The 26,447-nt window shown below is 58.6% G+C and carries 21 protein-coding genes and 1 pseudogene; 9 read left to right on the top strand and 13 right to left on the bottom strand.

Going from position 1 to position 26,447, the window contains the following annotated elements:
- Positions 1–49: 49 nt before the first annotated feature.
- The 4 genes from ELR57_RS25680 to ELR57_RS25665 form a co-directional block, all read right to left on the bottom strand.
- Positions 50–2,557 (bottom strand): U32 family peptidase, encoded by a 2,508-nt coding sequence (locus tag ELR57_RS25680; RefSeq protein ID WP_126962410.1) that lies wholly within the window; start codon positions 2,555–2,557, stop codon positions 50–52.
- A gap of 124 nt (positions 2,558–2,681) precedes the next feature.
- Positions 2,682–4,589: a stalk domain-containing protein gene (locus ELR57_RS25675; RefSeq protein WP_126962408.1), complete on the bottom strand. Its 1,908-nt coding sequence runs from the start codon at positions 4,587–4,589 to the stop codon at positions 2,682–2,684.
- An 18-nt stretch (positions 4,590–4,607) separates the two neighbouring features.
- The gene (locus tag ELR57_RS25670) at positions 4,608–5,729 is read right to left on the bottom strand and encodes a S1C family serine protease (RefSeq protein WP_126962406.1); all 1,122 of its coding nucleotides are present in this window, start codon (positions 5,727–5,729) and stop codon (positions 4,608–4,610) included.
- Positions 5,730–5,993: 264 nt separating this feature from the next.
- Positions 5,994–6,203: a hypothetical protein gene (locus tag ELR57_RS25665; protein ID WP_126962404.1), complete on the bottom strand. Its 210-nt coding sequence runs from the start codon at positions 6,201–6,203 to the stop codon at positions 5,994–5,996.
- Between the two features lie 305 nt (positions 6,204–6,508).
- On the opposite strand from ELR57_RS25665, the gene ELR57_RS25660 reads away from it, so the two are divergent.
- Entirely contained in the window at positions 6,509–7,021 is a 513-nt protein-coding gene (locus ELR57_RS25660; RefSeq protein WP_126962402.1) for a DinB family protein, read from the top strand.
- Here ELR57_RS25660 and ELR57_RS25655 read toward each other — a convergent pair.
- The 6 genes from ELR57_RS25655 to ELR57_RS25630 form a co-directional block, all read right to left on the bottom strand.
- Positions 7,002–7,862, bottom strand: coding sequence for a DUF817 domain-containing protein (locus ELR57_RS25655; RefSeq protein WP_126962400.1), 861 nt, complete (start codon positions 7,860–7,862; stop codon positions 7,002–7,004). The genes ELR57_RS25660 and ELR57_RS25655 overlap by 20 nt on opposite strands.
- Positions 7,863–8,056: 194 nt before the next feature.
- Positions 8,057–9,706 carry a DUF2339 domain-containing protein gene (locus ELR57_RS25650; protein WP_158630180.1) on the bottom strand — a complete coding sequence of 550 codons (1,650 nt, stop codon included), beginning with the start codon at positions 9,704–9,706 and terminating at the stop codon, positions 8,057–8,059.
- Between the two features lie 2 nt (positions 9,707–9,708).
- Complete coding sequence (locus ELR57_RS25645) at positions 9,709–10,419, bottom strand: YwaF family protein (protein WP_126962396.1); 711 nt, start codon at positions 10,417–10,419, stop codon at positions 9,709–9,711.
- Positions 10,420–10,550: 131 nt separating this feature from the next.
- On the bottom strand, positions 10,551–11,231 hold the full coding sequence (locus ELR57_RS25640; RefSeq protein ID WP_126962394.1) for a response regulator transcription factor: 681 nt from the start codon (positions 11,229–11,231) through the stop codon (positions 10,551–10,553).
- Complete coding sequence (locus tag ELR57_RS25635) at positions 11,197–12,624, bottom strand: sensor histidine kinase (protein ID WP_126962392.1); 1,428 nt, start codon at positions 12,622–12,624, stop codon at positions 11,197–11,199. Before ELR57_RS25635 ends, ELR57_RS25640 begins: the two co-directional genes overlap by 35 nt.
- Positions 12,625–12,750: 126 nt before the next feature.
- Positions 12,751–13,344, bottom strand: a complete 594-nt coding sequence (locus tag ELR57_RS25630) for a TetR/AcrR family transcriptional regulator (protein ID WP_158630179.1) — start codon at positions 13,342–13,344, stop codon at positions 12,751–12,753.
- 146 nt (positions 13,345–13,490) lie between these two features.
- On the opposite strand from ELR57_RS25630, the gene ELR57_RS25625 reads away from it, so the two are divergent.
- A complete protein-coding gene (locus tag ELR57_RS25625) occupies positions 13,491–14,378 on the top strand; it encodes an ABC transporter ATP-binding protein (protein ID WP_126962388.1) in 888 nt (295 codons plus the stop codon).
- A complete protein-coding gene (locus tag ELR57_RS25620; RefSeq protein ID WP_126962386.1) occupies positions 14,375–15,187 on the top strand; it encodes an ABC transporter permease subunit in 813 nt (270 codons plus the stop codon). Before ELR57_RS25625 ends, ELR57_RS25620 begins: the two co-directional genes overlap by 4 nt.
- An 11-nt stretch (positions 15,188–15,198) precedes the next feature.
- On the opposite strand, the gene rpiA is transcribed toward ELR57_RS25620, so the two are convergent.
- Together rpiA and ELR57_RS28440 are read right to left on the bottom strand one after the other, a co-directional pair.
- Positions 15,199–15,882 (bottom strand): ribose-5-phosphate isomerase RpiA, encoded by a 684-nt coding sequence (gene rpiA, locus ELR57_RS25615; protein ID WP_126962384.1) that lies wholly within the window; start codon positions 15,880–15,882, stop codon positions 15,199–15,201.
- Entirely contained in the window at positions 15,879–17,957 is a 2,079-nt protein-coding gene (locus tag ELR57_RS28440; protein WP_238162694.1) for a LuxR C-terminal-related transcriptional regulator, read from the bottom strand. The genes rpiA and ELR57_RS28440 overlap by 4 nt, the downstream gene beginning before the upstream one ends.
- 130 nt (positions 17,958–18,087) lie before the next feature.
- On the opposite strand from ELR57_RS28440, the gene ilvB reads away from it, so the two are divergent.
- Both ilvB and ilvN read left to right on the top strand, forming a co-directional pair.
- The gene (gene ilvB, locus ELR57_RS25605; protein ID WP_126962382.1) at positions 18,088–19,845 is read left to right on the top strand and encodes a biosynthetic-type acetolactate synthase large subunit; all 1,758 of its coding nucleotides are present in this window, start codon (positions 18,088–18,090) and stop codon (positions 19,843–19,845) included.
- Positions 19,842–20,330, top strand: a complete 489-nt coding sequence (gene ilvN, locus ELR57_RS25600; protein ID WP_126962380.1) for an acetolactate synthase small subunit — start codon at positions 19,842–19,844, stop codon at positions 20,328–20,330. The genes ilvB and ilvN overlap by 4 nt, the downstream gene beginning before the upstream one ends.
- Positions 20,331–20,376: 46 nt before the next feature.
- Here ilvN and uvrA read toward each other — a convergent pair whose 3' ends face one another.
- The gene (uvrA, locus tag ELR57_RS25595) at positions 20,377–23,247 is read right to left on the bottom strand and encodes an excinuclease ABC subunit UvrA (protein WP_126962378.1); all 2,871 of its coding nucleotides are present in this window, start codon (positions 23,245–23,247) and stop codon (positions 20,377–20,379) included.
- Positions 23,248–23,447: 200 nt separating this feature from the next.
- On the opposite strand from uvrA, the gene ELR57_RS25590 reads away from it, so the two are divergent.
- The 4 genes and pseudogenes from ELR57_RS25590 to ELR57_RS25580 all read left to right on the top strand — a co-directional run bounded on the left by ELR57_RS25590 (position 23,448) and on the right by ELR57_RS25580 (position 25,979).
- The gene (locus ELR57_RS25590) at positions 23,448–23,939 is read left to right on the top strand and encodes a GNAT family N-acetyltransferase (protein ID WP_126962376.1); all 492 of its coding nucleotides are present in this window, start codon (positions 23,448–23,450) and stop codon (positions 23,937–23,939) included.
- A 16-nt stretch (positions 23,940–23,955) separates the two neighbouring features.
- A complete protein-coding gene (locus tag ELR57_RS25585; RefSeq protein ID WP_126962374.1) occupies positions 23,956–24,747 on the top strand; it encodes an SDR family oxidoreductase in 792 nt (263 codons plus the stop codon).
- Between the two features lie 365 nt (positions 24,748–25,112).
- Positions 25,113–25,280: pseudogene (locus ELR57_RS28700) on the top strand (transposase); the annotation flags it as partial.
- A 78-nt stretch (positions 25,281–25,358) separates the two neighbouring features.
- Positions 25,359–25,979, top strand: a complete 621-nt coding sequence (locus ELR57_RS25580) for a hypothetical protein (protein ID WP_238162693.1) — start codon at positions 25,359–25,361, stop codon at positions 25,977–25,979.
- Positions 25,980–26,447 lie beyond the last annotated feature (468 nt).

Raw genomic sequence — 26,447 nt, 5'->3', positions numbered from 1 at the left:
TCCATCCTATCAAGCCTTGACCGTTCTGTCAACCGACCTGATCTCGAGCTTATCTCACCAATTGGCCGCGGGTGACGCCCAACTGGTTCGTCGCTTTCAGCTTCTTCCACACTTCGGTACCGGAGATGCGTCCTTCCATCGCGTCGCGATAGAGCTGAAGCACCTCGCGCACTTTCTCGCCCGACTCCTCCAGGAACTCGACCCGGAAGGAAGGAACGCCCAGCTCCATGAAGTTCTGCAGATATTCCGAGCCGGACTGCTCGATGGCGTTGTATACCGTGTTGCGGCAGCCTTCGTCGACGCGCACCGGATGGTTCATGCCGATCCGGTCCTGCAGCGATGCCCGCGACTCTTCGCAAGGACGGCCGCAGTTCGTGTAGTTCGTTCCTTCGCTCATGAACGTGCAATAGACGCAGTGCTCCGTGTGGAACATCGGCATATGCTGGTGGATGACAAGCTCCAGGCGGGACGTATCCGCGAGCCGCAGCATGTCGACCATCTGCTGGATGTTCAGGTCGTAGGACGGGGTCACCCAGTCGAGACCGACCTCGCGGAACAGCTCCACCGTCTTGTGATTCGAGACGTTCAGCGAGAAGTCGCCGATCAGCATGGGATGCTTCTCGTTCGGCTTCTCGGCCCGTACCTTCAGGTAATAGTACAGCGCGCCCGTATTGCGGACGAGCACGGCATCCGGCTTCAGGTTCAGGATATTGCGGTGGTACCCGTTCTCCCCCGGCATGTGAATGCGCGGAGTGGCGAGCGCGATCGGCTTGCCCGCCTCGCGGCAGATGGCGATCGCATCCGGGAATTGCTTGATGAACTCGAAGTCGGCATAGATCATCGAGACATCCGTTTGAACGGCCGCCTTCACCTGCTCCAGCGTTCGGCAGAGCGCCGTCATTCTCGGATTCGTTACCGGCTCCGCATCCTTCTCGGCAGGTTCCTCCGCGGCGGGCAGGCGAGTATACGTCGGTGGCTGCTCGCGAAGCAGCTCCAATTGTTCGACCGCTTCGCGGCGGATGCGGTTGAGCTCGCTCTTCGGCACGATCACGCCGCCCTCCAGCGCTACCGACAGCTGGTCCAGCCAATAAAGCGAGCCGCCGAGGCGTCCGAACTGCTCCTCCAGCACTTCTTGGCCAAGAGGGCGCTTCTCCGCCTTCTCTAGCGGCATCGCGGACTGCACGACAACGGTCGTTCCCTTGTCCAGATCCGTCCAAATCGTGCGCAGCGGCGAGCCTTCGCGGCCCTCGACCGTCACCGCGGCCGGGAAGACGCGGTACGGCTTCTCGGTCTCGAACGTGCCGCGGAGCCGGCGATCCAGCGCCGGGTCGCTTGTCTTCCAGATTCGGTCTCCCTCATGGAGACGGGTAAGATCGACGTCGTTGCGTCCCATGACGATCTCGATCCGGTTGCCTTCCGGGATCTCCCCTTCCAGCTTGGAGCCGCCGCGGCGCAGATCGTAGACGCGGCCGCCCTCTTCCTTCTTCGTCGGATCCCCGGCGTCGAAGACAAGCCCGTCTCCGCGCTTAAGAGGCGCTTCGATGGAACAAACGACGCTGTCCCTGAGAATCTTCTCGACGCGGCCCAGATAGACCCCGCGGCTCTTCGGGAACGTTCCGTCGACGAGCTGCTTGTTGTTCGTGCCTTCCAGGAAGCCATGCGTGAAGCCGCGGGAGAAGCTCTGCTGCAGCTCGCGGATCTCTTCCTTCGTCGGCTCCGAGCTGTCGCCGTCGAAGTATTTGTCGATGGCGCGGCGGTACTTGCTCACGACATTGGCGACGTATTCCGGGCTCTTCAAGCGGCCCTCGATCTTGAAGGAGGTGACGCCGGCTTCGATCAGCTCCGGCATCAGGTCGATCGCCGCCAGGTCCTTCGGGGACAGCAGATAAGCGATATCGCCCATCGGCTTGTGGACGCCGTCGACCATCAGGTCGTAAGGCAGGCGGCAAGCCTGCGCGCATTCCCCGCGGTTCGCGGAACGGCCGCCCCATACTTCCGAGGTCAAGCATTGGCCCGAATACGAGACGCACAGCGCGCCGTGTACGAATACTTCCATCGGGAGCTTCGCTTGCTCCCCGATCTTCTGGATCTGCTTCAGGTTGTTCTCCCGGCCCAATACGACGCGCTCGAGTCCGAACGGCTTCGTGAACTCCACCGCCTCCGGAGAAGTGATCGTCATCTGGGTGGAACCGTGAATCGGGAAGTCCGGGGACATCTCGCGAATCATTTTGACCAGGCCAAGATCCTGCACGATAACGGCATCGACGCCGGCCTCGATGCAAGCGTCTATCAGAATGCGGGCATCTCGCAGCTCATCCTCGAATACGAGGATGTTGAACGTCAGGAACCCCTTCACTCCGTAGCGGTGCAGGAACCGCATGATCTCCGGCAGCTCCGCCATCTTGAAGTTGTTCGCCCTGGCGCGGGCGTTGAACTTCTCCACCCCGAAGAAGATCGCGTCCGCTCCGTTCGCCACGGCGGCTCTCATGCATTCCCAATCGCCCGCAGGAGCGAGCAGTTCAATATCTTCACGCCGAATAACGGCTTTTTCTGTCATTGCCTATATGACCTCCATACCGCTTTACCCGCGGTCAATTAGCTCTAGTATAACAAACCCTATGCCGCAGGGACAAAAGAAAAGTCCGGAAGAAGCGGCAATCGCGCTCCGACCGGACTCTCTATTAGTTCGTGAACTTGAAGGATGCGAGCGCGTCGTTCAACTGATTCACGTTGAACTCGGTCGCATATGCGCCGTTGAGGGCCCCTTGAATCATGAACACCTTGCCATCCTTCTCCAGCACGTACAGGGTAATCTTGGAGCCGTCCGCCCCAATGCCCGGCATGGGCTCGAAGACCATCTGATAACCGTTGGCGCCCGCTACGCTGGCCGCCGTCTTCGATGCCAGCTTGAACGCCCCAGTGCCCGTATACTGCTTCTCCATGAGATCGGCGTACGCCGTCAGAGTCGAAGTGTCATCCACATAGATCAGGAAGTTCAGGCCGTAACCGGTATATTGAATCGAATCGCTCTCGAAGTTCTTGCTCTCGCCCGTCCAATGCTTCGGAAGAGTGACGCTATAACCGTACTTCTTGCTTGTCTTCGTCACGACGGCCGAGGTGTCCGTCGTATCGTCCGGATCCGGAATCTCGCCGATCGATGCCGCGACCTTGTTGAAGTCAAGCTTGAAGGTCGAGAGGAATTGCTTGAAGCCCGCTTCGCCGCTCACCGCATCCTCGTCCAAGAAGTTGTAGATGGTTTGGTACTTATAATTGCCTTTCACCGCGACCACATGATACTCCGTGATCCATTTCTTGCTATCCATGGAGTATGCGTACTTGACCAGCTTGGCCGGAATGCCGTTCCACGTCGTGTCGCTGACTTCCGGTTCCTTGCTGTACTTGAAGTTCTGCTTAAATCTAGCCATGTCCCTCGCGGCGATCGTGTCCGCCGTATCGCCTTCGTGCAAGGAGAAGATATACATATAGAGCTCTTCCGACTTATCGCTATAGTAATACAGCTCCGAATCGTCGTAGCTGCCGCTCCAGTTATAAGGAAGGCTGAAGGAGATGCCGTATTCGTCCTGCTTAAACGCGATCAAACCGTCCTTGATCTTGGTCAGATCCTTCAGGGATTTGTTCGCAGCGTCGAACGAAGGCTTGAAGCTGTCCAGAATCGAAGAGCTGGAGTTCAGGTCCGCCACCGACTTGGCCGCTTTGCCGAAGATGATCGTATAGAGATAGCCGTTCGCTTGAACGCTTCTATAATCGTAATAGAATCCGTCGTACGACTTGGAGACGACTCTCTGATAGGTAACGCCGTTCTTCGTAACGGGCTTCATATCCACGATCGTGTCGTCTTCCGCATAATCCACCAGCGTTTCAAGCACTTCGTCGGCGTCGAGCGTATCTTCCTGCTCTTCCACGCCGATGGACAGGTAGTAATCGCCCTTTACGTCCTCGAAGCTCAAGTAGCTGCCGTCGCTGGATTGGTACTGCTGCACCAGCCCCGTCGGATAGTTCATCGACCACTTGTAGAAGCTGTCGCCGATCATGGACTTGCCGGCGTCCGTATCGATTCCGCCGCCGATGCCGGATCCGGAGCCTGCAGCCGCCGTCGCCACGGAGATGACGATCTCTTTGGTCGAGCTGTTCAGGGCTACTTTGGCGCCGAAGTACTCCACGACGCGGAGAGGAACCATGGTCACTCCGTTCTGGACTTCGGGAGCGGAGACGAGCGCCACTTTCTTGCCGTCTACCCAAGCCGTTTTGCTTCCGATCGTCAACGTGATCGTATGCGTCAGGTACTTCAGGGTAATGATTTTGTTATCCTTCAATTGAAGCGTCGCGCCGAAGCTCTTGGTGATGACGCTCAGCGGAACGAACGTCGTGCCGGCCTTCTGGTACGGCTTCGTGATCGTCACGGCGGAGCCGTTCACGGTCATTTGGTTGCTGCCCGACTTCAGCTTGATCACGATTCCCGCGGAAGCCGACGAGCTGTCGGCGAAGGCCGGAACGGAGACGCCGATCGTCAGAGCGATCGCCAAAGCGAATGCGATAAAGCTTCTAGTCCATCTGTTAGCAAGATTCATGGGGTAATCTCCCTTCTATTATACGGCCGTGCTGGTAACCAATTTGATCTTGCGGGTAACGAGATCGCCGTCCGACAGCATCGTGACGCTGACGGTCTGGCCCGGCAGGTATGCCTTCAGCAGCTCGTTCAGTTCTACCTGCGTCGATACTTGCTTGCCGTTAACCGAATAAAGCGAATCTCCGGCTTTCACGCCCGCAGCCGTCGCTTCGTTGGAGGTAACGGCAAGCACCGTCATCGGTTCGTCGGTCGGAAGCCCGACGACCGCCGACCAGCTCTCCTCCAGCTCCAGCCCGAGCGCCGGCCTCATCACCTTGCCGTACTTGTTGATCTGGTTCACGATGTACTGCACGGTATCCGCCGGAATCGCGAAGCCCATGCTGTCGATGTCGACGTCCACGAACTTCATCGAGTTGATTCCGACGACCTCGCCCTTCAGATTGACGAGCGGTCCGCCGCTGTTGCCCGGGTTGATCGCCGCGTCGGTCTGCAGCAGGTTGTAATAGGAAGAAACCGAACGGTTCATGCCGCTGATCACCCCGACCGTCGCCGTGTTGCGCAAAGCGAACGATACCGGAGTTCCGAGCGCGATGACCGTCTCGCCTACCTCGACCTTAAGCGGCGAAGCGGCGAAGGTCGCGGGCTTGAGGCCGGTCGCGTTGATCTTCACCAACGCCAGATCGCTGGTAGAGTCCATATATTTGCGCGTTCCCTCGTATTCCTTGCCGTCCGAGGTGACGACAACGATATGGTCCATCCCGCTCACGACGTGCGCATTCGTCAGGATAAGGCCGTCCGCCTTCAGAATGACACCCGTCCCGTGAGCCAGGTTGAACCGATTCGAAGCATGCTCGTCCTGCGGCTTGCCGATAATCGCCACGGTGGACGGAGCGACCTTCTTGATCACGGCCGGCACGGGGTCCGCAGCCGTATAGGTGTACTTCTTCGTTGCCGAGTTGTAGCTTCCCGTTCCGCCCGTCTGAGCGATCAGCGAGGAGGCTTTGACATACACCTCTCCATTGATGACAGTCGCATCCAGCGCAGCCGCCGATGGGGCAACCGCCTCCGCGCTGCCACCGGCGAGCAGGATCGAGAGGGCAACCGCCCCGATGATCAACTTCTTGCTTGCCGACTTCCGCATTTCTCTCACTCCCACTCTATCAAATTCCAGACTATGGAATTCACTCACATGGAATAATTTATCATATAAAATAGTTTAATAGTATTGAATTTTGCTTCAAACGCCCTAAAATTACCCCAAAGGACTACATAGATCGGCAAAAAGTCACCTGTCCCGCCCCATTCGCCCCCGCAAAAAGCAAAAGACCGCCCACCGGCCGATCGGCCGAATAGACAGTCCCATTCATTCTCTGCGTTTATTTCCTTACGTGGATTCCCTCTTTTATTACCAGCCGCTAACCATCTTCACGTCGGCAATAAGGAAGACCGCCAGCGAAACGACCGTGAAAGCGATCGCAAAAGCGTTCTTCTTGGAGCGACTCATGATCAACCGGACGAGTCCGATAACCAGCAATACTGTGAAAACAACCATGAATACATCGAACGGAGTAAACGTGCTTGCCGATTCTTCCGCTGCATTCGCCGCCAAAAACATGGGTGCGACCTCCTTTTATTCATAAGCTTCCCATTATCCTATATGTTATATTCCCAAAGCCATCCATGCAAGTCCGATCTCGTCCCCGCAACAGATTTGTCACAGGTTTGTCACCAAATGTCTATGGTCTTTTGCGCGATACGGCATTAAAGAGCTCTTCCCGAGAATTAAAGGTGCCCTTTCCCTCCTATTTTTATACCCTTTTGCCGCCCGCATCGCACGGATTCGATTCAAAATATTCATTTGACAGAGCCTAGAGTCTGGAAATATGCTACATGTAATTCTTATAGGGGAGGATTCGCATTATGAGAGCTAGGCCGCAAGCAGACGAATATGGCGCGCATTTCGGAACCTATATTTCGTTAACCCCCGAAGGGGATCTCATCGAACTTCTGGAGAAGCAGGGTCAAGCGACCGTCTCCCTCATCGAGAGCCTGACCGAAGAGCAGGCGCTGCACCGCTACGCGCCGGGCAAGTGGAGCATCAAGGAAGTCATCGGCCACATCACCGATAACGAACGGATCATGAGCTATCGTCTGCTGCGGATCGCGCGCGGCGACACGACTCCGCTGCCCGGCTACGACCAAGAAGTGCTGGTTCCGGGCGGGAACTTCGATTCTTGGACGCTCCAACAGCTTGCAGCCGACTATACGGCCGTTCGGCAAGCTACGCTGACCCTTCTGCGCGGGCTATCCGAGGAAGCTTGGCTTCGCAAAGGCACGGCCAGCAACACCACCATGTCCGCCCGGGCCTTCGCCTGCGTTCTCGTCGGCCATGAACTGCACCATATTAACATCATTAAAGAGATGTATCTGTAGAAGCCTGATTGCCGGGACTTCCGGGCTCCGCTTTGCCGGAAGGCTGCACTCGCGTTACGGCGCGGGGCAGCACCCGGTATTTTAGATCCTTCAGCTGCACGACGATAATCACGCTGATAATGACGAGCATAAACCACGAACTCAGCTTCCCCCAGTGAACGATATTCCAGTGCTTCTCCTGATTCGGATACGTCCAAGCCCCGAGAAACGTCGAGATATTCTCCGCCAGCCAGATAAAGAAAGCGATCAGCGCATAGGACACGACAATGTGCATCCGCAGCGTCCGGCTCCCCACCTTGAAAGTCACATAGGAACGGTAGAAAATAACGAGCAGCCCCGCCATAATCGCCCACCTCAGGTCCGGAATGTAATGGTGAGTGAAGAAGTTGGCGTAGATCAGGGCCGCGATTCCCGTGCTCCAGACGGCCTTCGGCCATTGCGCGAACCGAAGATCGAAGCGCCGCCAAGCTTGGCAGATATAGCTCGCCACGCTTGCATACATAAAGCCGCTATAGAGAGGAACCCCTCCCAGCTTGGTCCACGCTTCCTCCGGATACGTCCAGGACCCCGCATTCACCTTGAACAGCTCCAGGCAGAGTCCGATGACGTGGAACATCGTGATGACCTTCAACTCGTCCAGCGTCTCCAGCTTGAGGATAACCATGGCGGCCTGCATGGCGAGGCAGATCAGCAGAATGAGATCGTATCGCGGAATAAAGGGAATGTCGACAACCTTCGTAACGGCCATGGCGGAGAAAATAACGACGGGAAACGCGCAGCATAGAGCCTGGATCCAACCGAAGACGACAAGCGTGCGCAGCGCTCGATAGGCTCTATTCATGGCGTTGGAAGCCTCCCGGATTGCCCTGCCCCGGCACGCTAGAGAAGGCATCATAGCGATGAACGGTATATGTAATCAAGCGGTTCCGCCCCCTGAACGAGCGTGCCCGAGGCTATTGCCTCGAGCACGGAGATAATGCCCATAGAGTAGCACAGCTTCAATACCCTGTCACCCTTCTTCTATGGCTTCTTCAACTAAGACAGCTCCTTCTGGATCGCTGCAGGAGCCTCAGGAACCTCCGGCACAGCCGGCGCAGGCTCTTGCTCCGAGGAGGTTCCTCCCCACTTCCCGTTCACCCAACTGACCAGGAAGGCGATCCCTCCCAGCGCCAGCAGCACGCCTGCCTTGTAAAGGCCGGCTTCCCCGCTCAGATCCAGGAAGATGGCCTTGATCGCAACCAGAACGAGCACGATCGAGCCGAACCAGCGGAACAGCCCCTGCTTGCGATAGGCGCCCCATAAGGAGAGAAGCAGCGCGTAGATTCCCCAACTCACGGACAAAGCGAGCTGAACCGAGGAATGTCCCGCATTCGGCGCGTAAATATCGAATACGTTGATGAGCTGCAGCGTCAGCAGTCCTCCGACGACCGCGTGGGAGAGAATCGCGAACAGGTGCGACAGGATCCGGTTGGTATCCGAGTCAAGCGGACCCGCCGCCCATCTCGCCGAGAAGTAGAAGCCCATGGCCGCAAGGAGAATCCAGGCCAAAGCGCCGCCGTTCAGGAAAGGAATGTACGCCCCGAACCAATCGCCGCGCGGCGTATCCCAAGTCACCGCGAACCAGTAGATTCCGACGGCGAACCAGACGAGCAGGCCCGCCCCTTCCGCAGCCGCCCAACCCTTGATTCTTCCCATCGCGATAGCGATGCAGGCCACGCCGATCCAGATATACGTGTTGATGAGAGGCTTCGCTTCGAGCCCGTTGCCGAATTGGGCAAGCGCGATCAGGAGGAGAAGGAGCCCGCCTCCGCCATGGCTCGCCGCATAGGCGAGGACGCGGCCCGACATCCGGTAGACGATCGCTCCCGCCGCGGCATAGAGAAGCCCGATGGCCGAGAGCGTGAATCCGACCGGCACGTCGCCGTCCCAGATCAGCAAGGCCCAGCAGCCGAAGCCGACGCCGTTCGCCAAGCTAAGATACAGGTTCCACCCGTCGAAGCAGCGATTGTTCCGCCAGGAGGCGATCAGGAAGCCGACCAGGTAGAAAAGGAATGCCGCGACCGCATAGCGGATCGGGCGGCTCCACCATCCCTCCATCGAGGGATTGAAAGAGACGAAGTAAACCGCGTACAGGGTCCAGGAACCGAAGAACGCGACGACCCGCAGCTCGGTCCATTTCTTGTAGATGCTGAGGGCAAAAAAGGCGGCGTTTACGATGAGTAAATAGAGGAACAGGGTGAACACTTGGTCGGTCTCGGGACGCATCATCAGAGGGGAGAGGAGGGCTCCCGCCAGGGCGATGTTCATGAGCAGCCGGGAGTCGTTCCGCAGCGAATACAGCACGAGCAGCGCGGTAACGGCCGTCATTCCGAGCAGCACGGTCATCGGCGTCCATAAGCCGTAATAAATGCCCGCGAACGAGAAGGTCGCGTACAGAATGGAGGTGCCTAGCCCGATGCCGATCTCCCCGGCGATCGCCCCCCGCTGCTTCAAGGTCCAGCCGAAGCCGCCGAGCGCAATTCCCGCTCCGCTTAGCAAGCCGATTCCGATCTTGAGCGTATCGGTCAGCCAGCCCTGATCGATCGAGTAGCGGAACAGCGTGATCGCCGCCGCCAGCACGAGCAGCACTCCCAGCAAGGAAGTCCAATGCTTGCTTACTATCTTCGTATCCAGCTTCTGGTTCATGTTCATACGACCTCTTCCGAATGGGATAGAACGCCGGCGATCCGATCGATCGCCCATACGATGCCGTAGAGCGCAAGGCAAAGCGCGACGGCGACGAACTCGAGCTGCAGCAGGTACCATGGCCATGGTCCCAGCAGATCCAGCAGCGAGCCGCCGGCCGGCTTGCGGGCCAGGAACATGAAGTTCGTTCCCGCGAGCCAATTCGTGATCGCGGCGGGCACGGCGAGAAGGTTCAGCCAGCCCGCCGCCCGGAAGGCGGAGCCGAGCGTCGGCCGGAATCTCTCGACGGCGGTCATGTAGACGCTGGCCGCCACGATGGCGATGTGGGCGATGAAGAAGTGGAAGTAGCGGAATTCCGGGAACGACTGGATGAGATCCGGAGTCAGCAGCGCCTGCATGGCGCCCAGGATGCCGAGGAAGAACGTAATCTCGTAGATCCGGCGATTGCCCGTCAGGAGCAGCGCGACCGAGAACCACAGCATGATGCTGCAGAGCTGGAAGGGCAGCGCCCCGATTCCCCAGCCCCCTTCTATCGCGTACGACACTTGCAGCGCCGCTTCGCTGCCGGCCAGCGTCAGCACGATCGCGAGCTTCGCGGCGCGCCCTGCCTTCGGGCCTCTAAGCTTAGCCCTTAGCGCGATAATCGCCGCGACCGCGATCGCGGCGGCTGCCAACGCCGCCCAATGAGCCGCATGGAACGCTTGGAATTCCACTTACTTCGCCTCCTTCCCGCCTCTCGTTTACAACCCCATTGTAGAAAAATGGCGCAAAAAAAATAGTACCATCTTTACCTGGTACCATTCCCTTGCGCCTGCTATTCGTAAACCTGCGGCGATTCTTTTCTCTATTCGCCCCCTTGCTCCCGGTCGAACAAGCCCATCTCCTTCGCCTGCTTGGCCGCGTCCTTCGAAGACTCCGACTTCAGCTTCCGCAGGATATTGCCTACGTGGTTCTTTACCGTCCGCAGCGACAAGAACCGCTTCTCCGCGATCTGCGACTGCGAGTAGCCTTCGTCGATCAGCTCCAGGAGTTCCAGCTCCGCCGGCGTGATCAGGTCCCTCATCTTCTTGACCTCGAACTCCCGCTCCAGCTGCTTCAGCCGGCGGAACTCCTCGCGCATGCGCTCCGCCGCCGCGGGGCTGATCGGGGACTGCCGGCTGGCGGCCGCCCGCACCGCGGCGGGCAGAGCCTCGAAGTCGCTCTTGATCTGGTAGTCGATCGCTCCCGCCTGGAACGAGCGAAGGATGAGCTCCTTCTCCTCCATCGAAGTCAGCATGATGACCCGCGCCCCGGTCGATAGGGCCGCTTCCTCCGCGAGCCGAACGCCCTCGGGAACTCCGTCCAGCATGATATCCATGAGGATCACGTCCGCGCTGGCCTTTCCTTCGAGCAGCGCCGACCGGACCTCCTCCGGCTCTCCCGAAGCATAGACGACTTCCATATCCGATTCGCGGTTCAGATAAGCGGTCAGCCCGCGAAGCCAATCCCGGTCATCCTCGACGATCCAAACCCGTATGCGCTCCACTCGCGAGCCTCCCCTTCTCCTCGGCCTGCATGATTTTCTCCGCCTTCACGGCCTTCTTCGGCAACGTCAGAAACACGCTTGTTCCTCTTCCCAACCGGCTATCGAGATGCAGCGTTCCCCCGTGCTTGCGCATGACATGATACGCATAGGGCAGCCCGAGCCCGAAGTTCGCCCCGCCGCCGCGGGACGTGTAGAACGGCTCCAACGCTCTCGCCGCTTCGCGCCGATCCATCCCGGGGCCGGTATCCCGGACTTCGACGATAAGCTCCCGCTTCGTCTCCGACAAGCGGACCCCAAGCTCGCCTTGATCGCCCATCGCTTCCAGCGCGTTCGAGATCAAGTTATTCAGCGCCTCGGACACTTGAGCGGGGTCCAAGCGGCAGCGCCATCCTTCCGACGCTTCGATCTCCAGCTTGATCCCGCCAAGACGGGGCGACGCGGACGCCGCCGTCTCTTGGACCAACCGCCCGAGATCGGTCTCGCTCAGCCGCAACGCCAGATCTTCCGTTCGGCGATGCACGCGGGAGATCATCTCCTGCATGTGACGGGAAGCGCCTAGCACCGTCTCGATGTCCGCCAGCAGCTCCGTCTGGGACGTGCTCTGCGCGTAGGCTTTCATTTTCTCCCCGAACAGCTTGATCTTGCCGGCATCGTTCTTCATCGCGTGGTTAAGAATCGCGGTTCCCGAAGTGACGGCGCGCAGCGCGGAATCCAGTCTCCGCCGCTCGACCAGCACGCTCAGCCCCATGAAGCCGTAGGTAAACAGGCCGATCACGAATACCGCGACGCCGAGAATGACAAGCCACGTGTTGTACACCCACATGCGCATCATTCCGAGACTCGGCAGCACGAAGTTCATCGCCGCGAAGAAAATAACCGGGGGAAGCACCGCCAAGCAAACGATCCAGTATTCGGGCGACCAGGAGGCATGGCGCGGCTTGCGCATCAGAATCAGGATCGCGCCTGCGATAATATAAGGCACCGCCCACCAGACCGCGATCGCATAGGCAATCGGCGTTCTTGTCGTGTAAGGAGCCGTGAACAGCACGCAATAGGCGATCGGCAAGAGCAGCGCGAGCATCAGCGCCCACGACAGCTTGCGGGCAAGCTTCTTTCCGCGGTAGGTGATCGCGAATAGCAGGAAGAAGTACGGGACTCCGTAATAGGAGGAGACGGAGGATGCCGCCTGAACATGGTAGAAGAAGCTCGCCCAAGCCTCGTAGCGCCCCAGGCTGTTCAGATAGGGAATGAAGCGGCCGTCCAGAACGGCCGCAAGAGCGCCGGTCCCGCCGAAAAAAGCGACTCCGCTGAGGCGCCTCAGGTCGGACGAACGAAGGTCGGCGAACAGCATGAATGCCGCCACGGCCCATAACGCGATCCAAACGAACAGCATCCCCAGGCTCCTCCCGCCAGCTTTTCTCCGAACGACTTCGCGCTTCTGCCTTGCTCCATTTTTCTCTATTCCTTTTTTCGACAGGCGTCGCCATTCCCCTTCCGAATCGCAGGGAAACAGGCCAAACTATTCCTTCCCGCTGATTCCGTAGAAGAACAAATGGATCATGTCGCCGAGGAACCGATCCGTGTCTCCGCTCTTCTCCAGCAGATCGAGCATGGGAGCCATTCTCTCTTTCATGAACTGGATGTAAGCCATGATCGACTCCGTCGACACCTTCTCCGTAATCTCGCCTCTCGCCTTCCCCTCCTCGATGAAGCGGACGACGAGCGGGATGACCCGATTCCGGTACAGACTCTCGATGAACGCAGCGCATTCCTTGTCATCCAGCACCATCTGCCTGACGAACTCGGGAGGGAAGGTGAGGTACACCTCCCGATCCGCCACCAGGATGAGCTGCACCGCTTCCTTCATCGTCGGAAGCTCCGCTACGACCGCTTCGAAGTCGTCCGTCGCCCGGACAACGCTATCGAGAAACACTTCGCGAAGCAAAGCTTCTTTGCTTCCGAAATAGTTGTAAATCGTCACTTGAGAGATGCCCGCCTTGGCCGCGATATCGGCTATCCTTACTTTCTTGGGTTCGCTCTCCCGTAGCAGCTCCATGACGGTCCGCCTGATCTTCTCCTTGATCGCTTCCGCTCTTTTCTCGAATCCGTTCATTCCGGCCTCCCGCTGCATAGTCAGATTTAATGAAATTATAGCATATCCATATTTCATAACCCATTGACGTCTTCCCTTTCCGGGAGTATGATTTTCGTGAAATTTAGAATATGGAATATTTCATAAAAAGTCTGCGGGGTGCGCCCATGCTCATGGTCGAAGGGTTGACGAAGAAGTTTCCGAATGGCAGAGGAATCGAGGACATCTCGTTCGAGGCGAAGCAGGGGGAAGCGTTCGGCTTTCTCGGCCCGAACGGCGCGGGCAAGTCGACGACCATCCGGCTGATCATGGGCTTCATGAAGCCGGATCGGGGGCACGTGACGATCGATGGGCTCGAGGCGAGGCGCCATCCGGAAGCCGTCATGAAGAAGGTCGGTTATCTGCCCGGGGAGATCTCCTTCCCCGAAGGGATGAGCGGCCGGGCTTTTCTGGATTTTCTCGCGTCGATGCAGCGGGCGGAGAGCCGAACGAAGCGAGATCGCCTGATCGAGCGCCTGCAATTCGACGCCGACACTCCGATCCGCAAGATGTCGAAGGGGATGAAGCAGAAGGTCGGCCTCGTCGCCGCCCTCATGCACGATCCCGCGCTCGTCATTCTGGATGAGCCGACGACGGGGTTGGATCCGCTGATGCAGAAGACCTTCGTGGAACTGGTGCTAGAGGAGAAAAAGAAGGGGACGACCTTTCTGATGTCCTCCCATAGCTTTCCCGAGATGGAGCGGACTTGCGACCGGGCGGCGATCATCAAGAACGGAAGGCTCGCCGCGGTCAAGGACATTCACGAGCTCCGATCGCTGCAGCGCAAGCTGTTCGAGCTCGTCTTCGACGACGCCGAGGACGCCCTCTCTTTCAGCCGCTCCGGGATCGGAGAGGCTGCGGTCGAGGGCAACCGGGTAATCGTCGCCGTGCAAGGAGGAGACGACGCCCTGATCCGCGCGGCGTCGCGCTATTCGATCCGGAGCATCGATATTGCCGCCCAGAACCTGGAAGACGTCTTCATGCACTATTACGATCGAAAGGAGATCGCGCCATGAACCTCCCCCTGCTTCGCCAGATGCTGAAGACCCATTCCAGAGTGATGCTGAACTACTCCTTCGGCTCCGCTTTCTACATCGTGCTGATGTTCTGGCTCTATCCGAGCATGGCCTCCAGCAGCGATGCGCTCGACTCCCTGATCGGCGATATGCCCGAAGGAGTCGTGAACGCCTTCGGTATCCAGAACGGCTTCGGAACGCTGGAGGCGTTCATCTCCGGGGAATTCTACGGCCTGATTCTCCCTATCCTGCTCACGATATTCTGCGTATCGCTTGCCAATCAACTGATCGCGCAGCTGGTGGACCGGGGCTCCATGGCGTACCTGCTCTCCGTCCCGACGACTCGGGTTCGCGTGGCCGTCTCGCAGGCTCTTGTCCTTATCATCGGAACGGCGGCCATCGCTATCGTCACGACACTCGCCGGATTTGCCAGCCAAGCGTGGATCGTCGGCAAGAACTACCCGCTCGACGCGTCCCGCTTCATCGCGCTGAACGCCGCCGTATTCGCCCTCTTCTTCGCTATCGGCGGCGTCGCTTTCCTCGTCTCCGCCGTCTCGAACGACGAGAAGCGCGCGATGGGGCTGGCCGGAGCGCTAACCTTCGGCATGTTCACCCTCGACCTTCTCGGCAAAATAAGCGAGAAAATCGAGTGGCTAAGATCCCTCTCTCTTTTCTCGCTTTTTCGTCCTTCCGATATCGTTGCCGGGCAAGGCTCCATCGGCCTTGATTTGTCCTTGCTGACGGCTATAGGCCTGCTTCTTTATCTCGCGGGAATCTTCTTCTTCGCCAAGCGGGATCTGCCCTTATAGATTCGAGTGCGTTACCCGCGTCGGCGCACTTCGATGCTCCCGTCGCTCAAGCTCGCGACGACAACGGAGGCCATTCCGACGAACAAGCCGTTCTCGACGACAGCCGGAATCTGGTTGAGCTGTTCGTTAAGGCCGGCCGGATCCGGAATGGCTCCGAAGCGGCAGTCGGCGATCCAATTGCCATTGTCCGTTACGTAGCGCTGCCCGTCCGGGTTCGTTCGAATGGCGGGATCGCCTCCGAGCTCCTTAAGCCGGTTCAGCGTGAGGCGTTCCGCGAACGGAACGATCTCGACCGGCAGCGGGAACGCGCCCAGCGTTCCGACGAGCTTGGACTCGTCCACGATGACGATGAATCGGTCGCTTGCCGCCGCCAGCACCTTCTCCCTCAGCAGCGCCCCGCCTCCGCCTTTGATCAGATGGAGGTTGTCGTCCACTTCATCCGCCCCGTCGATCGTCAGGTCGATCCGATCGATCTCGTTCAAGGAGACGAACGGAATGCCCAGCTCGCGAGCGAGCTGCTCGGAACGGATCGAGCTGGCCACGGCTCGAATGGACAAGCCCTCCCTCACCCGCTCGGCGATGCGATGAATGGCCCAATAAGCCGTCGATCCGGTTCCGAGTCCGACCGTCATTCCGTCTTCGATCCATTCGACCGCTTTCTCGGCCGCTATTTTTTTCAATTGATCCGCATTCATGATAATGTCCCTCCGCTGTTGGTTAGATGAATATGGTTGGCAAGCTGCGTCCGGTTGCGAAGAGCGTACTTGGAGAGCATGGCGTTCACATGCTTCTTGACGGCCGCCTCGCTGACGAACAGCCTTGACGCAATCTCCGCATTCGTCAGTCCCTGCGCCAGCAAAGCCGCGACCTCCCTCTCCCTCGGCGTGAGCCTTTCTTGGCCAAGCTTGGCCGGAGAATCGGTTGGCGGAGCAGTCGCCGCGACAATCGCGCCGCCCGGCTCGCGAATCAAGCGGTCAAGCAGTTCCTTCCCCTTCTCTCTTCTCGTATCCAGGATATAAGTGGGAGCCGGCTGACCGTCTCCGTAGTCCAGATGCTCCGCGCCGGCCAACGGCTCGAAGCCCAGGCTCGCCTTGCCCAGCCTGTAATAATCATGGGGCGGCGGAGACTCGACCAAGAGGCGCCCCGCCAGGATCGGATCCAGCAGAGCATGGATAATATCGGCGCGAAGCTCCTCCGACTCCAGACGTTCCACGTCCATCGCATACACGTACCGGATCCCCGTGTCGTCCTTGGATGCCCGGATACGCCGCTTCTCCTCATCCGGCAAGGAAGACAGGTAAGCCTGTGATACCGGAGCCCGAGCCAGAAAATCATACGTGGACCCGTTAACCGGAACGATGGCGAACAGTCCGACGATTCGTCCCTCCGGGTTCCGCAGCAGCTTGACCGACTCCGTTCCGGTTGCCATCAGCTCCTCCAGCGGAACGAGCGACAGGCGGGATCGGCCGATCGCCGCGCTCAGCTCGAAGCGGAAGCTCTCCCCGGATTCCGGGTCGGAACACAGCACCTTGCTCGGCTTCTTCTCTTGGAGCCTGCGCCGTATATACGCCCGCGCTTCCGGCATATTGTCCGCGGTAAGCGGTTCCGTGTAGTTGCGCGATTCGCGGGCATGCCGGTAATGCGCCCGCAGCACCGCATTGTCCGCATAGCGAAGACATTCCCCGAACTCCCGAACGATATCCTTCCCCTGAGCGAGACCTTCTTCGATCCTGCCCCGGTAATGCTCGATCGCCCTTCGTCGATAGGCCTCATAAGTCTCCGGCATCCGCTCTCGGCATTGCCGCTGCAGAGTCTCCTTTACCAGCTCCTGAAGCTGACAGCCGTTAGCCGACCGAGAGACGAACGACAGATCGGCTAATCGTTGGAACAGCGTGGGAGCTATTTCTTCTCCGACCAACCGGGAGAGCAGGTCCTGATGGAAGAAGCGAACGGTAGAAGCCGCGTAAAGCAGCCGGCGCAACTCGTCGTCCGGCGCCTCCCTAAGCCAATTGTCCAGCAGCGCCCGCAGCGGTTCTTCCCTCTCCGCCGTACCGTCGGCATGAACGGCAACGTTCAAGCCGCTTCTCATGACCGGCTCTATAGGCGTCAACAGGGACAGCGCCAGAGGATGCCCCATCGTCCTCAGCCATACGGAATCGACGGCGCTCTCCTCCTCGATGCCCCACTTGCGCAGATAGCCGCGAATTTCGTTGTAGCCTAGCGGGTTGAGCGGCAGCCTGACGATGAGCTTTTTCCAAGCGGGCGCATGCCGCCATGGTCCCTCGAGCGGGAATCTTCCGGAGATCACGACAAGCGTGTTCCCGCTTAACCCCGGCAGCAAGGTAGCTCGCAGCCAATGGTCCAGATCCCCGATCTCTTCGTACCCGTCGAAGGCAAGCACGAGCTTCCCCCGCTCCGCCAATTCGTTCAACCCGTGAAAGCATCTATCCAGCAGGGAGGCTCCGGGAGGAACCGATGAATTCGGAGCAACGATCTGCAGATGAATGCTTTCGAGCAAGCGATCCGGGAGCCCCATCGCCTCCCGCACGTCCACGCGGACGTACGCAGCCCCCAGCTCGCTAGCGATTCGAGCGTAACGATCAAGCAGATAAGTCTTGCCCATGCCGGTCGTGCCCGATATATTCAAGATCCGTTCGCTCCGCTCCTCGAGCCGAATGAGCCATTGCCGGAAGTACTCCAGCTCGAACTCGCGGCCGACGAAGTGATCGTCCATCAGCTTGGCAATTCGGTCCCCGAACGTCTGCCCCATGACGCCAACTCCCGTTAACCCGCATTTTTATCGAAAAGTATACTACCAAAGTATCCGAAAGGATAGAGTGTTCCCTTCTCCCTGCATGTTACTTTAGAGTCGTAAATCGATTCGACAGGGGGAAAATCGCATGAGCGGATGGTTATCCGAAGATACCCGGGCCAAGCTGCTTCAGCGGGAGGAGCTGACCGGCTCGGAGATCCTGCTTCGCACGCTGCTTTTGGAAGGAGTCGAATGCGTCTTCGGTTATCCGGGCGGAGCGGTGCTTTATATCTATGACGCGATGCACGACAATCCGGATTTCCGTCACCTGCTGACCCGACACGAGCAAGGAGCCATTCATGCCGCCGACGGCTATGCCCGTTCGACCGGCAAGGTCGGCGTCTGCCTCGCGACCTCGGGACCGGGGGCGACGAATCTCGTGACGGGTATCGCCACGGCGTATATGGACTCGGTTCCGCTGGTCGTCATTACGGGCAATGTCCCAACGGCGCTGATCGGCACCGACTCTTTCCAAGAGGCCGACATCGTCGGCATTACGCAGCCGATCACGAAGCACAGCTTCATGGTCCGAAGCGCGGAAGAATTGGCCTGGACGATTCGCGCCGCTTTCCACATCGCCGGCAGCGGAAGGCCCGGCCCGGTGCTGGTCGATATCCCGAAGGATGTGTCGGCCGAGCGGACTCCCTTCGTCTACCCGGCGACTATCGAATTGCCCGGATACGTGCCGAGTCCCCATCCCCCGCTAGAAGCGATCGAGGAGCTCGTCCGCGCTATCCAAGCGGCCAAGCGTCCCTTGGTGCTCGCCGGCGGCGGCGTGATCGCATCGGGCGCCTGCTCGGAGCTGGAGAAGTTTCTTTGCATAACGACCCACTCGGTCTCTACTACTCTGCTGGGACTCGGAAGCGTCTCTCCCTCTCATCCCGGCTGGCTCGGCATGCCGGGCATGCACGGCACGTATGCCGCGAATCAAGCGCTTATCGGATGCGATCTCCTGATCGCCATCGGAGCCCGATTCGACGATAGGGTCACGATGAGGCTGGACGGCTTCGCCCGTTCCGCGCGAATCGCCCACATCGATATCGATGCCGCCGAGATCGGCAAGCTGGTGCCGACGGCCATCGCCATTGCCGGCGACGCCAAGCAGGTACTAAACGAGCTTAATCGTTTACTCGAGCAATTATCTGAAGACGAACTTAACGCAATAAAAGAAAATATCGCTCCATGGAACCGGCATGTTCGGCTGCTGAGCGAGAAGTACCCGCTTCGGTATCGGGATTCCGATACGACGTTGAAGCCTCAGTATGTTATGGAGATGATCGCCCGCACGACCGAAGGAGCAGCGATCGTCACGACCGACGTCGGCCAGCATCAGATGTGGGCGGCGCAGTTCGGCCGATACGAGTCGCCGCGCTCCTTTCTCTCATCCGGCGGGCTGGGAACGATGGGGTTCGGCTTTCCCTCGGCGATAGGCGCCCAGGTCGGTAACCCGGACCGCATCGTTGTCTCGGTCAACGGGGACGGGGGCATGCAGATGTGCGCCCAGGAGCTGGCCATCTGCGCGATCCACGACATTCCGGTCAAGATCGCCGTCTTCAACAACCGGACGCTGGGGATGATCCGCCAGTGGCAGGAGCTTATCTACGAAGGACGGTACAGCCACATCGACCTATCCGGCAGCCCTGACTTCGTCAAACTCGCGGAAGCTTACGGGGTCAAAGGACTGCGGGCAACGAACAAGCAAGAAGCCGAAGCCGTCTGGCAGGAAGCGTTGAACACCCCCGCTCCCGTGCTCATCGACTTCGTGATCGACAGAGAAGAGCTGGTGTACCCGATGGTTCCGCAAGGGGATATCCTCGAGAACATGATACTGGGGGATTGGTCATGATGGACTTCGGCAAAGAATACCTGTCGGTAACGGTACAAGACAAGCCTGGCGTACTGCAAAGGGTGTCCGGCCTGTTCTCGCGCAGGGGCTATAACATCGACAGCGTAACCGTCGGCGGGAGCGAGCGGGAGGGCTTCTCCCGGATGATCATCGCCGTGCAGGGTGAACCGCAGCGGATCGCCCAGATCGTCAGCCAGCTCAGCAAGCTGATCGATGTCGTCCAGGTCGCAAGGTTCGGTTCTACCGCCTCGATCGCGCGGGAGCTTATGCTGCTCAAGCTCTCTCCCCCGGCGGAAGCGCGGTCGGAGCTGCGGAGCCTGCTCGATCTCTTCAACTGTCCCGTGCTCGAGGCCGAAGCCGATTGTCTCTTTGTCCAAGTCGTCGGGGACAAAGACAAGAACGATGCCTTCCTCTCGATGATCTCCCGATATGGCATTCAAGAGCTCTCCCGTACGGGAGAGACCGCACTCGCCAAAATCAAATAAAACAAGGCTGATCCTCAGAGGGATCAGCCTTGTTGTTGTATCGCGCTTATTCGATCGTAGCCGAAGCCGCCATGGCCGCCTCCGTCCGCGCACGGTCCCTCTCCAGCACCGGGGCCAGGTAGCGGCCGGTATACGAATCCGCTATCTTCGCCAGCTGTTCAGGCGTTCCGGTTCCGACCAGCGTGCCGCCGCCGCTGCCGCCCTCCGGTCCGAGGTCGATCAGGTAATCGGCCGTCTTGATGACGTCCAGGTTGTGCTCGATGACGAGCACGCTCTCGCCGGAATCGACTAGCCGCTGCAGCACCTGCAGCAGGCGGTCGATATCGTCCGCGTGAAGCCCCGTCGTCGGCTCATCGAGTATATAGAGGGTCTTGCCCGTGCTGCGCCGGTACAGCTCGGCCGCCAGCTTGACGCGCTGCGCCTCGCCGCCCGACATCGTCGTAGACGGTTGGCCAAGCGTCATGTAGCCGAGACCGACGTCAAGCAGCGTGCTCACCTTGCGGTGAATTCGCGGGATGTTCTGGAAGAATTCCGTCGCGGCCTCGATCGTCATCTCGAGCACATCCGAGATGCTCTTGCCTTTGTACTTGACCTCCAGCGTCTCGCGATTGTAGCGCTTGCCCTTGCACACTTCACAAGGCACGTAGACGTCCGGCAAGAAGTGCATCTCGATCTTGATGATGCCGTCTCCCTTGCAGGCTTCGCAGCGGCCGCCCTTCACGTTGAAGCTGAAGCGGCCCTTCTTGTAGCCGCGCACCTTCGATTCGTTCGTCATCGCGAACACGTCGCGAATGTCGTCGAAGAGGCCGGTGTACGTCGCCGGATTGGAGCGAGGCGTGCGACCGATCGGAGATTGGTCGATGTCGATAACCTTCTCCAGGTTCTCGATGCCGAGCATCTCCTTGTACTCGCCGGGACGAGTCTTCGCCCGGTTCAGATCCCGAGCCAGCGTCTTATACACGATCTCGTTGACCAGCGTCGACTTGCCGGAGCCGGACACTCCCGTCACGGCGGTGAACACGCCGAGCGGAATCTTGACGTTCAGGTTCTTCAGGTTGTTCTCCTTCGCGCCCTTCACTTCCAGCCACTTGCCGTTCGGCTTCCGCCTCTCCAGCGGCACCGGGATGAACTTGCGTCCGCTCAGGTAAGCGCCAGTCAGCGAATTCTCGTCCGCCATGACCTCCTCCGGAGTGCCCTGAGCCACCACGTTGCCTCCGTGTATGCCGGCGCCCGGCCCGATGTCGATCAGATAATCGGCCGCTCGCATCGTGTCCTCGTCATGCTCGACGACGATCAGCGTGTTGCCGAGGTCGCGCATATGCTCCAGCGTCTGGATGAGGCGGTCGTTATCCCGCTGATGAAGGCCGATGCTCGGTTCGTCCAGAATGTACAGGACGCCCATTAAGCTGGATCCGATCTGGGTCGCCAGCCGAATCCGCTGCGCTTCTCCGCCGGAGAGCGTTCCCGCCGCCCGGGACATCGTAAGATAGTCGAGTCCGACGTTCACAAGGAAGCCTAAACGGTTGTTGATCTCTTTGAGGATCAGATTGGAGATTTGCAGTTCCTTGTCGTTCAACGTCAGCCCGCTGAAAAACCGGCGCGCGTCGCCAATAGACAAGGAAGTCACGTAAGAGATATTCTCCCCCGCGATCGTAACGGCGAGTACCTCCGGCTTCAAGCGATGCCCCTTGCACTTGGCGCATGGGCGCGCGCTCATGTATTCCTCGATGAATTCGCGAATGCCGTCGGAAGCCGTATCGCGGTAACGCCGTTCCAGGTTGCGAATGACTCCCTCGAACGGAACCTGCGTGTCGCGGCTGTGACCGAATTCGTTCTCGTACCGGAAGCGAACCTTCTCTCCGCCCGTGCCGTACAGAATGATATTCATCTGCTTGTCGCTCAGCTCGGATACCGGCACGTCGGTCGGTATGCGGTAATGCTCGCACACCGCCGCGAGGAACTGAGGATAATAGTTCGAGACGCCGCCGGCCCATGCCTCGAAAGCCCCTTGATCGATGCTGCGGCTGCGATCCGGCACGAGCAGGTCGGGGTCCACGACCATCTTCGCGCCAAGGCCGTCGCAATCCGGGCAAGCTCCGTACGGAGAGTTGAACGAGAACATCCGGGGAGCCAGCTCCTCGATCGAGAACCCGCAGACCGGGCATGCGAGCTTCGAGTTGAAGAGAAGCTCTTCCTTGTCGATGATGTCCACGATCACCTGGCCGTCGGACAGCTTGAGCGCCGTCTCGAGCGAGTCGGCGAGACGCGTCGCCACGTCGTCCTTCACGACGATCCGGTCGACGACGACCTCGATGGAGTGCTTCTTGTTCTTCTCCAGCTCGATCTTCTCCGACAGATCGCGGATCTCTCCGTTCACCCGCACCCGCACGAATCCTTGCTTCTGAACGTCGGCCAGAAGCTTGACGTGCTCTCCCTTCCGTCCCGAGACGATCGGAGCCAGAATCTGCAGGCGGGTGCGTTCCGGGTATTCCAGAATCCGGTCGACCATCTGCTCGACCGTCTGGGACGTGATCTCCACGCCGTGATCCGGGCAATGGGGACGTCCAATGCGCGCAAAAAGAAGACGCAAGTAATCGTAGATCTCCGTTACGGTACCGACGGTAGAGCGCGGATTGCGGCTCGTCGTCTTCTGGTCGATCGAGATGGCCGGCGAGAGGCCGTCGATCGAATCGACGTCCGGCTTGTCCATCTGGCCGAGGAATTGGCGGGCGTAAGCCGACAGAGACTCCACGTAACGGCGCTGTCCTTCCGCATAGATCGTATCGAACGCCAATGACGACTTGCCTGATCCGCTTAATCCGGTCAATACGACGAACTTGTCGCGCGGAATCGTTACGTCGATGTTCTTCAGGTTATGGGCGCGGGCGCCCTTGATAACGATATTCTCGTTGGCCAACGGTAAAGCCCCTTTCGATACGGTCGCAGCGAAACCTACGGTCGCTGGCCGCGATTGTCCGTTCATAAGAATGTGTGTTCCCATCCATTATAGCGGAGCCCTGTTTAGGTTGCAAATGGAAAGTCTACGGTCTCGGTTGTGACTTCCCTAATCGTGCATTACAATTTCTTATATAGATTTGATATATCGGAGGCTTCCGCATGCTAACTTTCTCGTTCGCCGATAAGTCCGACTTGCCGTCTATCGTGGACATCTACAACAGCACCATCGCTTCCCGCCGAGTCACCGCCGACCTCGAGCCCGTCACCGTCGAGGCTCGCATCTCCTGGTTCGAGGCACACGCCCCGGACCGCCGGCCCATCTGGGCAGCCAAGCGGGGGCAAGAGCTTCTAGCCTGGGCCAGCCTTAGCGACTTCTACGGCAGGCCGGCCTACAACGGAACCGCGGAACTAAGCGTCTATGTCGCCGAATCCGCGAGAGGCACAGGCGTCGGCACTCAGATCCTGAAGCATGTCCTGTCCGAATGCCCTCGCCTTCAGGTGAACACTTTGCTCGGCTTTGTTTTTGCGCATAATGAACCTAGTATCGGTTTGCTTCGCAAGCTCGGCTTCGAACAATGGGGCTACTATCCGGAAGTAGCCGTCTTGGACGGAATTGCTCGGGATCTGGCCATCTTGGGTAAAAAAGTGTAGAGAGAGGATGAGCAACATGGATATGGGACTAGCAGGAAAATCCGTCTTCGTCGCGGCCTCCAGCAAAGGGCTGGGCAAAGCGATCGCCCTTGAATATGCGCGCGAAGGCGCCAAGGTTACCATCGCCAGCCGCGACGCCGCGCAGCTGGAAGCCGCTCGAAACGAGATCGCTTCCGCAACAGGCCATGAGCCGCATACGGTACTTCTCGACGTAAGGAAAGCGGAGGACGTCCGTAGCGCCATCCGTTCCGCTGCCGAAAGGCATGGCGGACTCGACGTTCTCGTGACAAACGCCGGTGGCCCGCCTCAAGGAGGATTCGAATCGTTTGACGACGAAGGCTGGCAGCAAGGCTATGAGCTGACGCTTCTCAGCGTCATTCGGCTCATCCGCGAAGCGCTGCCCTTTCTCCGCCAATCCGCCGACGGCGGCCGCATCGTGAATGTCGCTTCCATGTCGATCAAAGAGCCGATTCCTAACCTGATCTTGTCGAACGTTTTCCGGGCCGGCGTCAATTCCTTAACCAAGTCGCTCTCGCTAGAGCTTGCGCCGGACCGTATCCTGATCAACACCGTCGCTCCGGGCCGCATCGGCACCGACCGCATCACCCAGCTCGACTACCAGCGCGCCGAGAGCCTGAACGTCTCGATTGAAGAAGTGCAGCGGGCAGCCAACGCCGCCATTCCGCTCGGCCGCGTCGGCACCCCCGAGGAATTCGCCAAAGCCGCCGTGTTCCTTGGCTCCTACGCGAACACTTACGTTACGGGACAGGCTCTCCTCGTCGACGGCGGCGCCGTCCGCGGATTATAAGAAGCAAAAATGAGCAGCTAGGAAACCGCCATCCTGCTGCTCATTTTCTTTTTTCGTTTATCGATTTTCTGCCGCCCCCTCTCTAATACTCTACTCGCCATCTATCTCCCTATTTCACCTACTGCTCGCTCATATTAACCACCACTAACCCCGCTACAACAATTTTTTAGGAGTTGCTCGCCTTTTTTCCATCCTCTTTTCGGTTCCCTCTTTTCGGTTCGCTAGCCCGCCTCTCCCCTTCGCTCAGTAGACTATTTCTTCGAATTCCCCCATTATCCTTTCGCCAAAACCATTGCTTTTTTCCACATTTTTGCTATAATAAAAACAGAACACTTGTTCCCGTTTATGGTAGGCGAGGTGAGATTGTGTCGGATTCATATGAGGCGTTTTTGCTTGAACAGGGCGGCGAGCTAGCCTGTCTTCGCTTCTTTTTTCATTGTCGCTGGCCGTCCGGATATGCTTGTCCGCAATGCGGATTTCGGGAAGCTTACACGATCGCTACTCGGAGGATGCCTCTATTCGAGTGCACTCGCTGCCATTATCAGACCTCCGTTACCTCGGGTACTTTTCTAGAGGGGACTCGCACTCCTCTGTCCAAGTGGCTTTATGCGATGCATCGACTCAGCGATCCCTCCAGCGGCATCAACGCCGTTCAATTAACCCAACTTATACGCGTCACTTATAAAACGGCCTATGCCATGTTGGATAAAATTCGGCAGAGCCTGCTCTCCACCGAGAGCGATCTGCGTTCGGGCTCTCTGTCGGGATCTATCGAGGCGGGCCTTGCGATTTGGGGGCGGGAAAAACTCAGTTCCCTCGAATTGGGAGATCATGAGCAGCCTGTTGCGGCAGGCGTTGCGTGCGATTCCGCCGGTCAGCCCGTCCAAATTGCTCTAATGGAGGTTTCACGCAGCGAGATGCTGGACAGAACGATGACGCCAATGGGCTGTCATCGATTTAAGTCCCGTTTTGTCTCTCCTGATCCCGCGAGCCAGAAGACTACCGTTTACAGGTCCAAGTACTTGACCAAGCGCCATTGCAAAACCCTGGCTTCCATTTGCAAAGCGGGATTTAAGAGAATCCAAGACACCTATCACGGCGTCTCCCTGCGCAACTTGGGCAAATACTTAGCCGAATTCACCTTCCGGTGGAACGCCTTGCGCAAAGATGGACAATGCCTTCGGCACATGGCCGTGGCTTGCTTAAGCAGCCGTCTGCCTGTTCATGCCTAACTCTCCTCTCCCGTCATTCTCCGAGAGCGGACGCTGTAAATTCAGGACGCAGCAGGAAAGCGGCAGCCCCAGTCCGGGACTTGTCGTATTTTGCCCACGCTCCCCTCTCCGGTTAACGCCTATTCTGTTCACGCTTATCTCGATCCTCTTCATGCCATACTGTCTACGCTTATCTCGATCTGTTCATGCCCATTCTGTTCATGCTCATCTCGATCCGCATCATGCCCATTCTGTCCACGCTCATCTCGATCCGCTTCATGCCTATCTTGCCCCCCATTCCTGTATAGAGCCCCTCGCCCCCCCTATTTTGTAGCTCGTTCTATCTCTCAAAGAAGAATAGAAACTGCAATCCTTATTTTTTCTACTGTTATTGAGCGAAGAGGAGAGACGACCTACTAGTTTTCTACTGAGCGAAGGGGAGAGGCGAGCTAGTTGAATGGAATGACACATTAATGGGAGTGTGAATGT

The sequence above is a fragment of the Cohnella sp. AR92 genome (assembly GCF_003990975.1).
GTDB lineage: Bacteria > Bacillota > Bacilli > Paenibacillales > Paenibacillaceae > Cohnella.
Note: the sequence above shows the minus strand (reverse complement) of the source record. Positions and strands in the feature narration are given on the sequence as shown.

What these genes read in the sequence shown, in the direction of transcription:
- ELR57_RS25590 (WP_126962376.1), top strand. Translation starts at nt 23,448, where the DNA reads ATGCTAACTTTCTCGTTCGCCGATAAGTCCGACTTGCCGTCTATCGTG.
- ilvN (WP_126962380.1), top strand. Translation starts at nt 19,842, where the DNA reads ATGATGGACTTCGGCAAAGAATACCTGTCGGTAACGGTACAAGACAAG.
- ELR57_RS25585 (WP_126962374.1), top strand. Translation starts at nt 23,956, where the DNA reads ATGGATATGGGACTAGCAGGAAAATCCGTCTTCGTCGCGGCCTCCAGC.
- ELR57_RS25655 (WP_126962400.1), bottom strand. Translation starts at nt 7,862, where the DNA reads ATGAATAGAGCCTATCGAGCGCTGCGCACGCTTGTCGTCTTCGGTTGG.
- ELR57_RS25625 (WP_126962388.1), top strand. Translation starts at nt 13,491, where the DNA reads ATGCTCATGGTCGAAGGGTTGACGAAGAAGTTTCCGAATGGCAGAGGA.
- ELR57_RS25650 (WP_158630180.1), bottom strand. Translation starts at nt 9,706, where the DNA reads ATGAACCAGAAGCTGGATACGAAGATAGTAAGCAAGCATTGGACTTCC.
- ELR57_RS25680 (WP_126962410.1), bottom strand. Translation starts at nt 2,557, where the DNA reads ATGACAGAAAAAGCCGTTATTCGGCGTGAAGATATTGAACTGCTCGCT.
- ELR57_RS25675 (WP_126962408.1), bottom strand. Translation starts at nt 4,589, where the DNA reads ATGAATCTTGCTAACAGATGGACTAGAAGCTTTATCGCATTCGCTTTG.
- ELR57_RS25630 (WP_158630179.1), bottom strand. Translation starts at nt 13,344, where the DNA reads ATGAACGGATTCGAGAAAAGAGCGGAAGCGATCAAGGAGAAGATCAGG.
- ELR57_RS25660 (WP_126962402.1), top strand. Translation starts at nt 6,509, where the DNA reads ATGAGAGCTAGGCCGCAAGCAGACGAATATGGCGCGCATTTCGGAACC.
- rpiA (WP_126962384.1), bottom strand. Translation starts at nt 15,882, where the DNA reads ATGAATGCGGATCAATTGAAAAAAATAGCGGCCGAGAAAGCGGTCGAA.
- ELR57_RS25580 (WP_238162693.1), top strand. Translation starts at nt 25,359, where the DNA reads ATGCATCGACTCAGCGATCCCTCCAGCGGCATCAACGCCGTTCAATTA.
- ELR57_RS28440 (WP_238162694.1), bottom strand. Translation starts at nt 17,957, where the DNA reads ATGGGGCAGACGTTCGGGGACCGAATTGCCAAGCTGATGGACGATCAC.
- ELR57_RS25620 (WP_126962386.1), top strand. Translation starts at nt 14,375, where the DNA reads ATGAACCTCCCCCTGCTTCGCCAGATGCTGAAGACCCATTCCAGAGTG.
- ilvB (WP_126962382.1), top strand. Translation starts at nt 18,088, where the DNA reads ATGAGCGGATGGTTATCCGAAGATACCCGGGCCAAGCTGCTTCAGCGG.
- ELR57_RS25635 (WP_126962392.1), bottom strand. Translation starts at nt 12,624, where the DNA reads ATGCTGTTCGTTTGGATCGCGTTATGGGCCGTGGCGGCATTCATGCTG.
- ELR57_RS25670 (WP_126962406.1), bottom strand. Translation starts at nt 5,729, where the DNA reads ATGCGGAAGTCGGCAAGCAAGAAGTTGATCATCGGGGCGGTTGCCCTC.
- ELR57_RS25665 (WP_126962404.1), bottom strand. Translation starts at nt 6,203, where the DNA reads ATGTTTTTGGCGGCGAATGCAGCGGAAGAATCGGCAAGCACGTTTACT.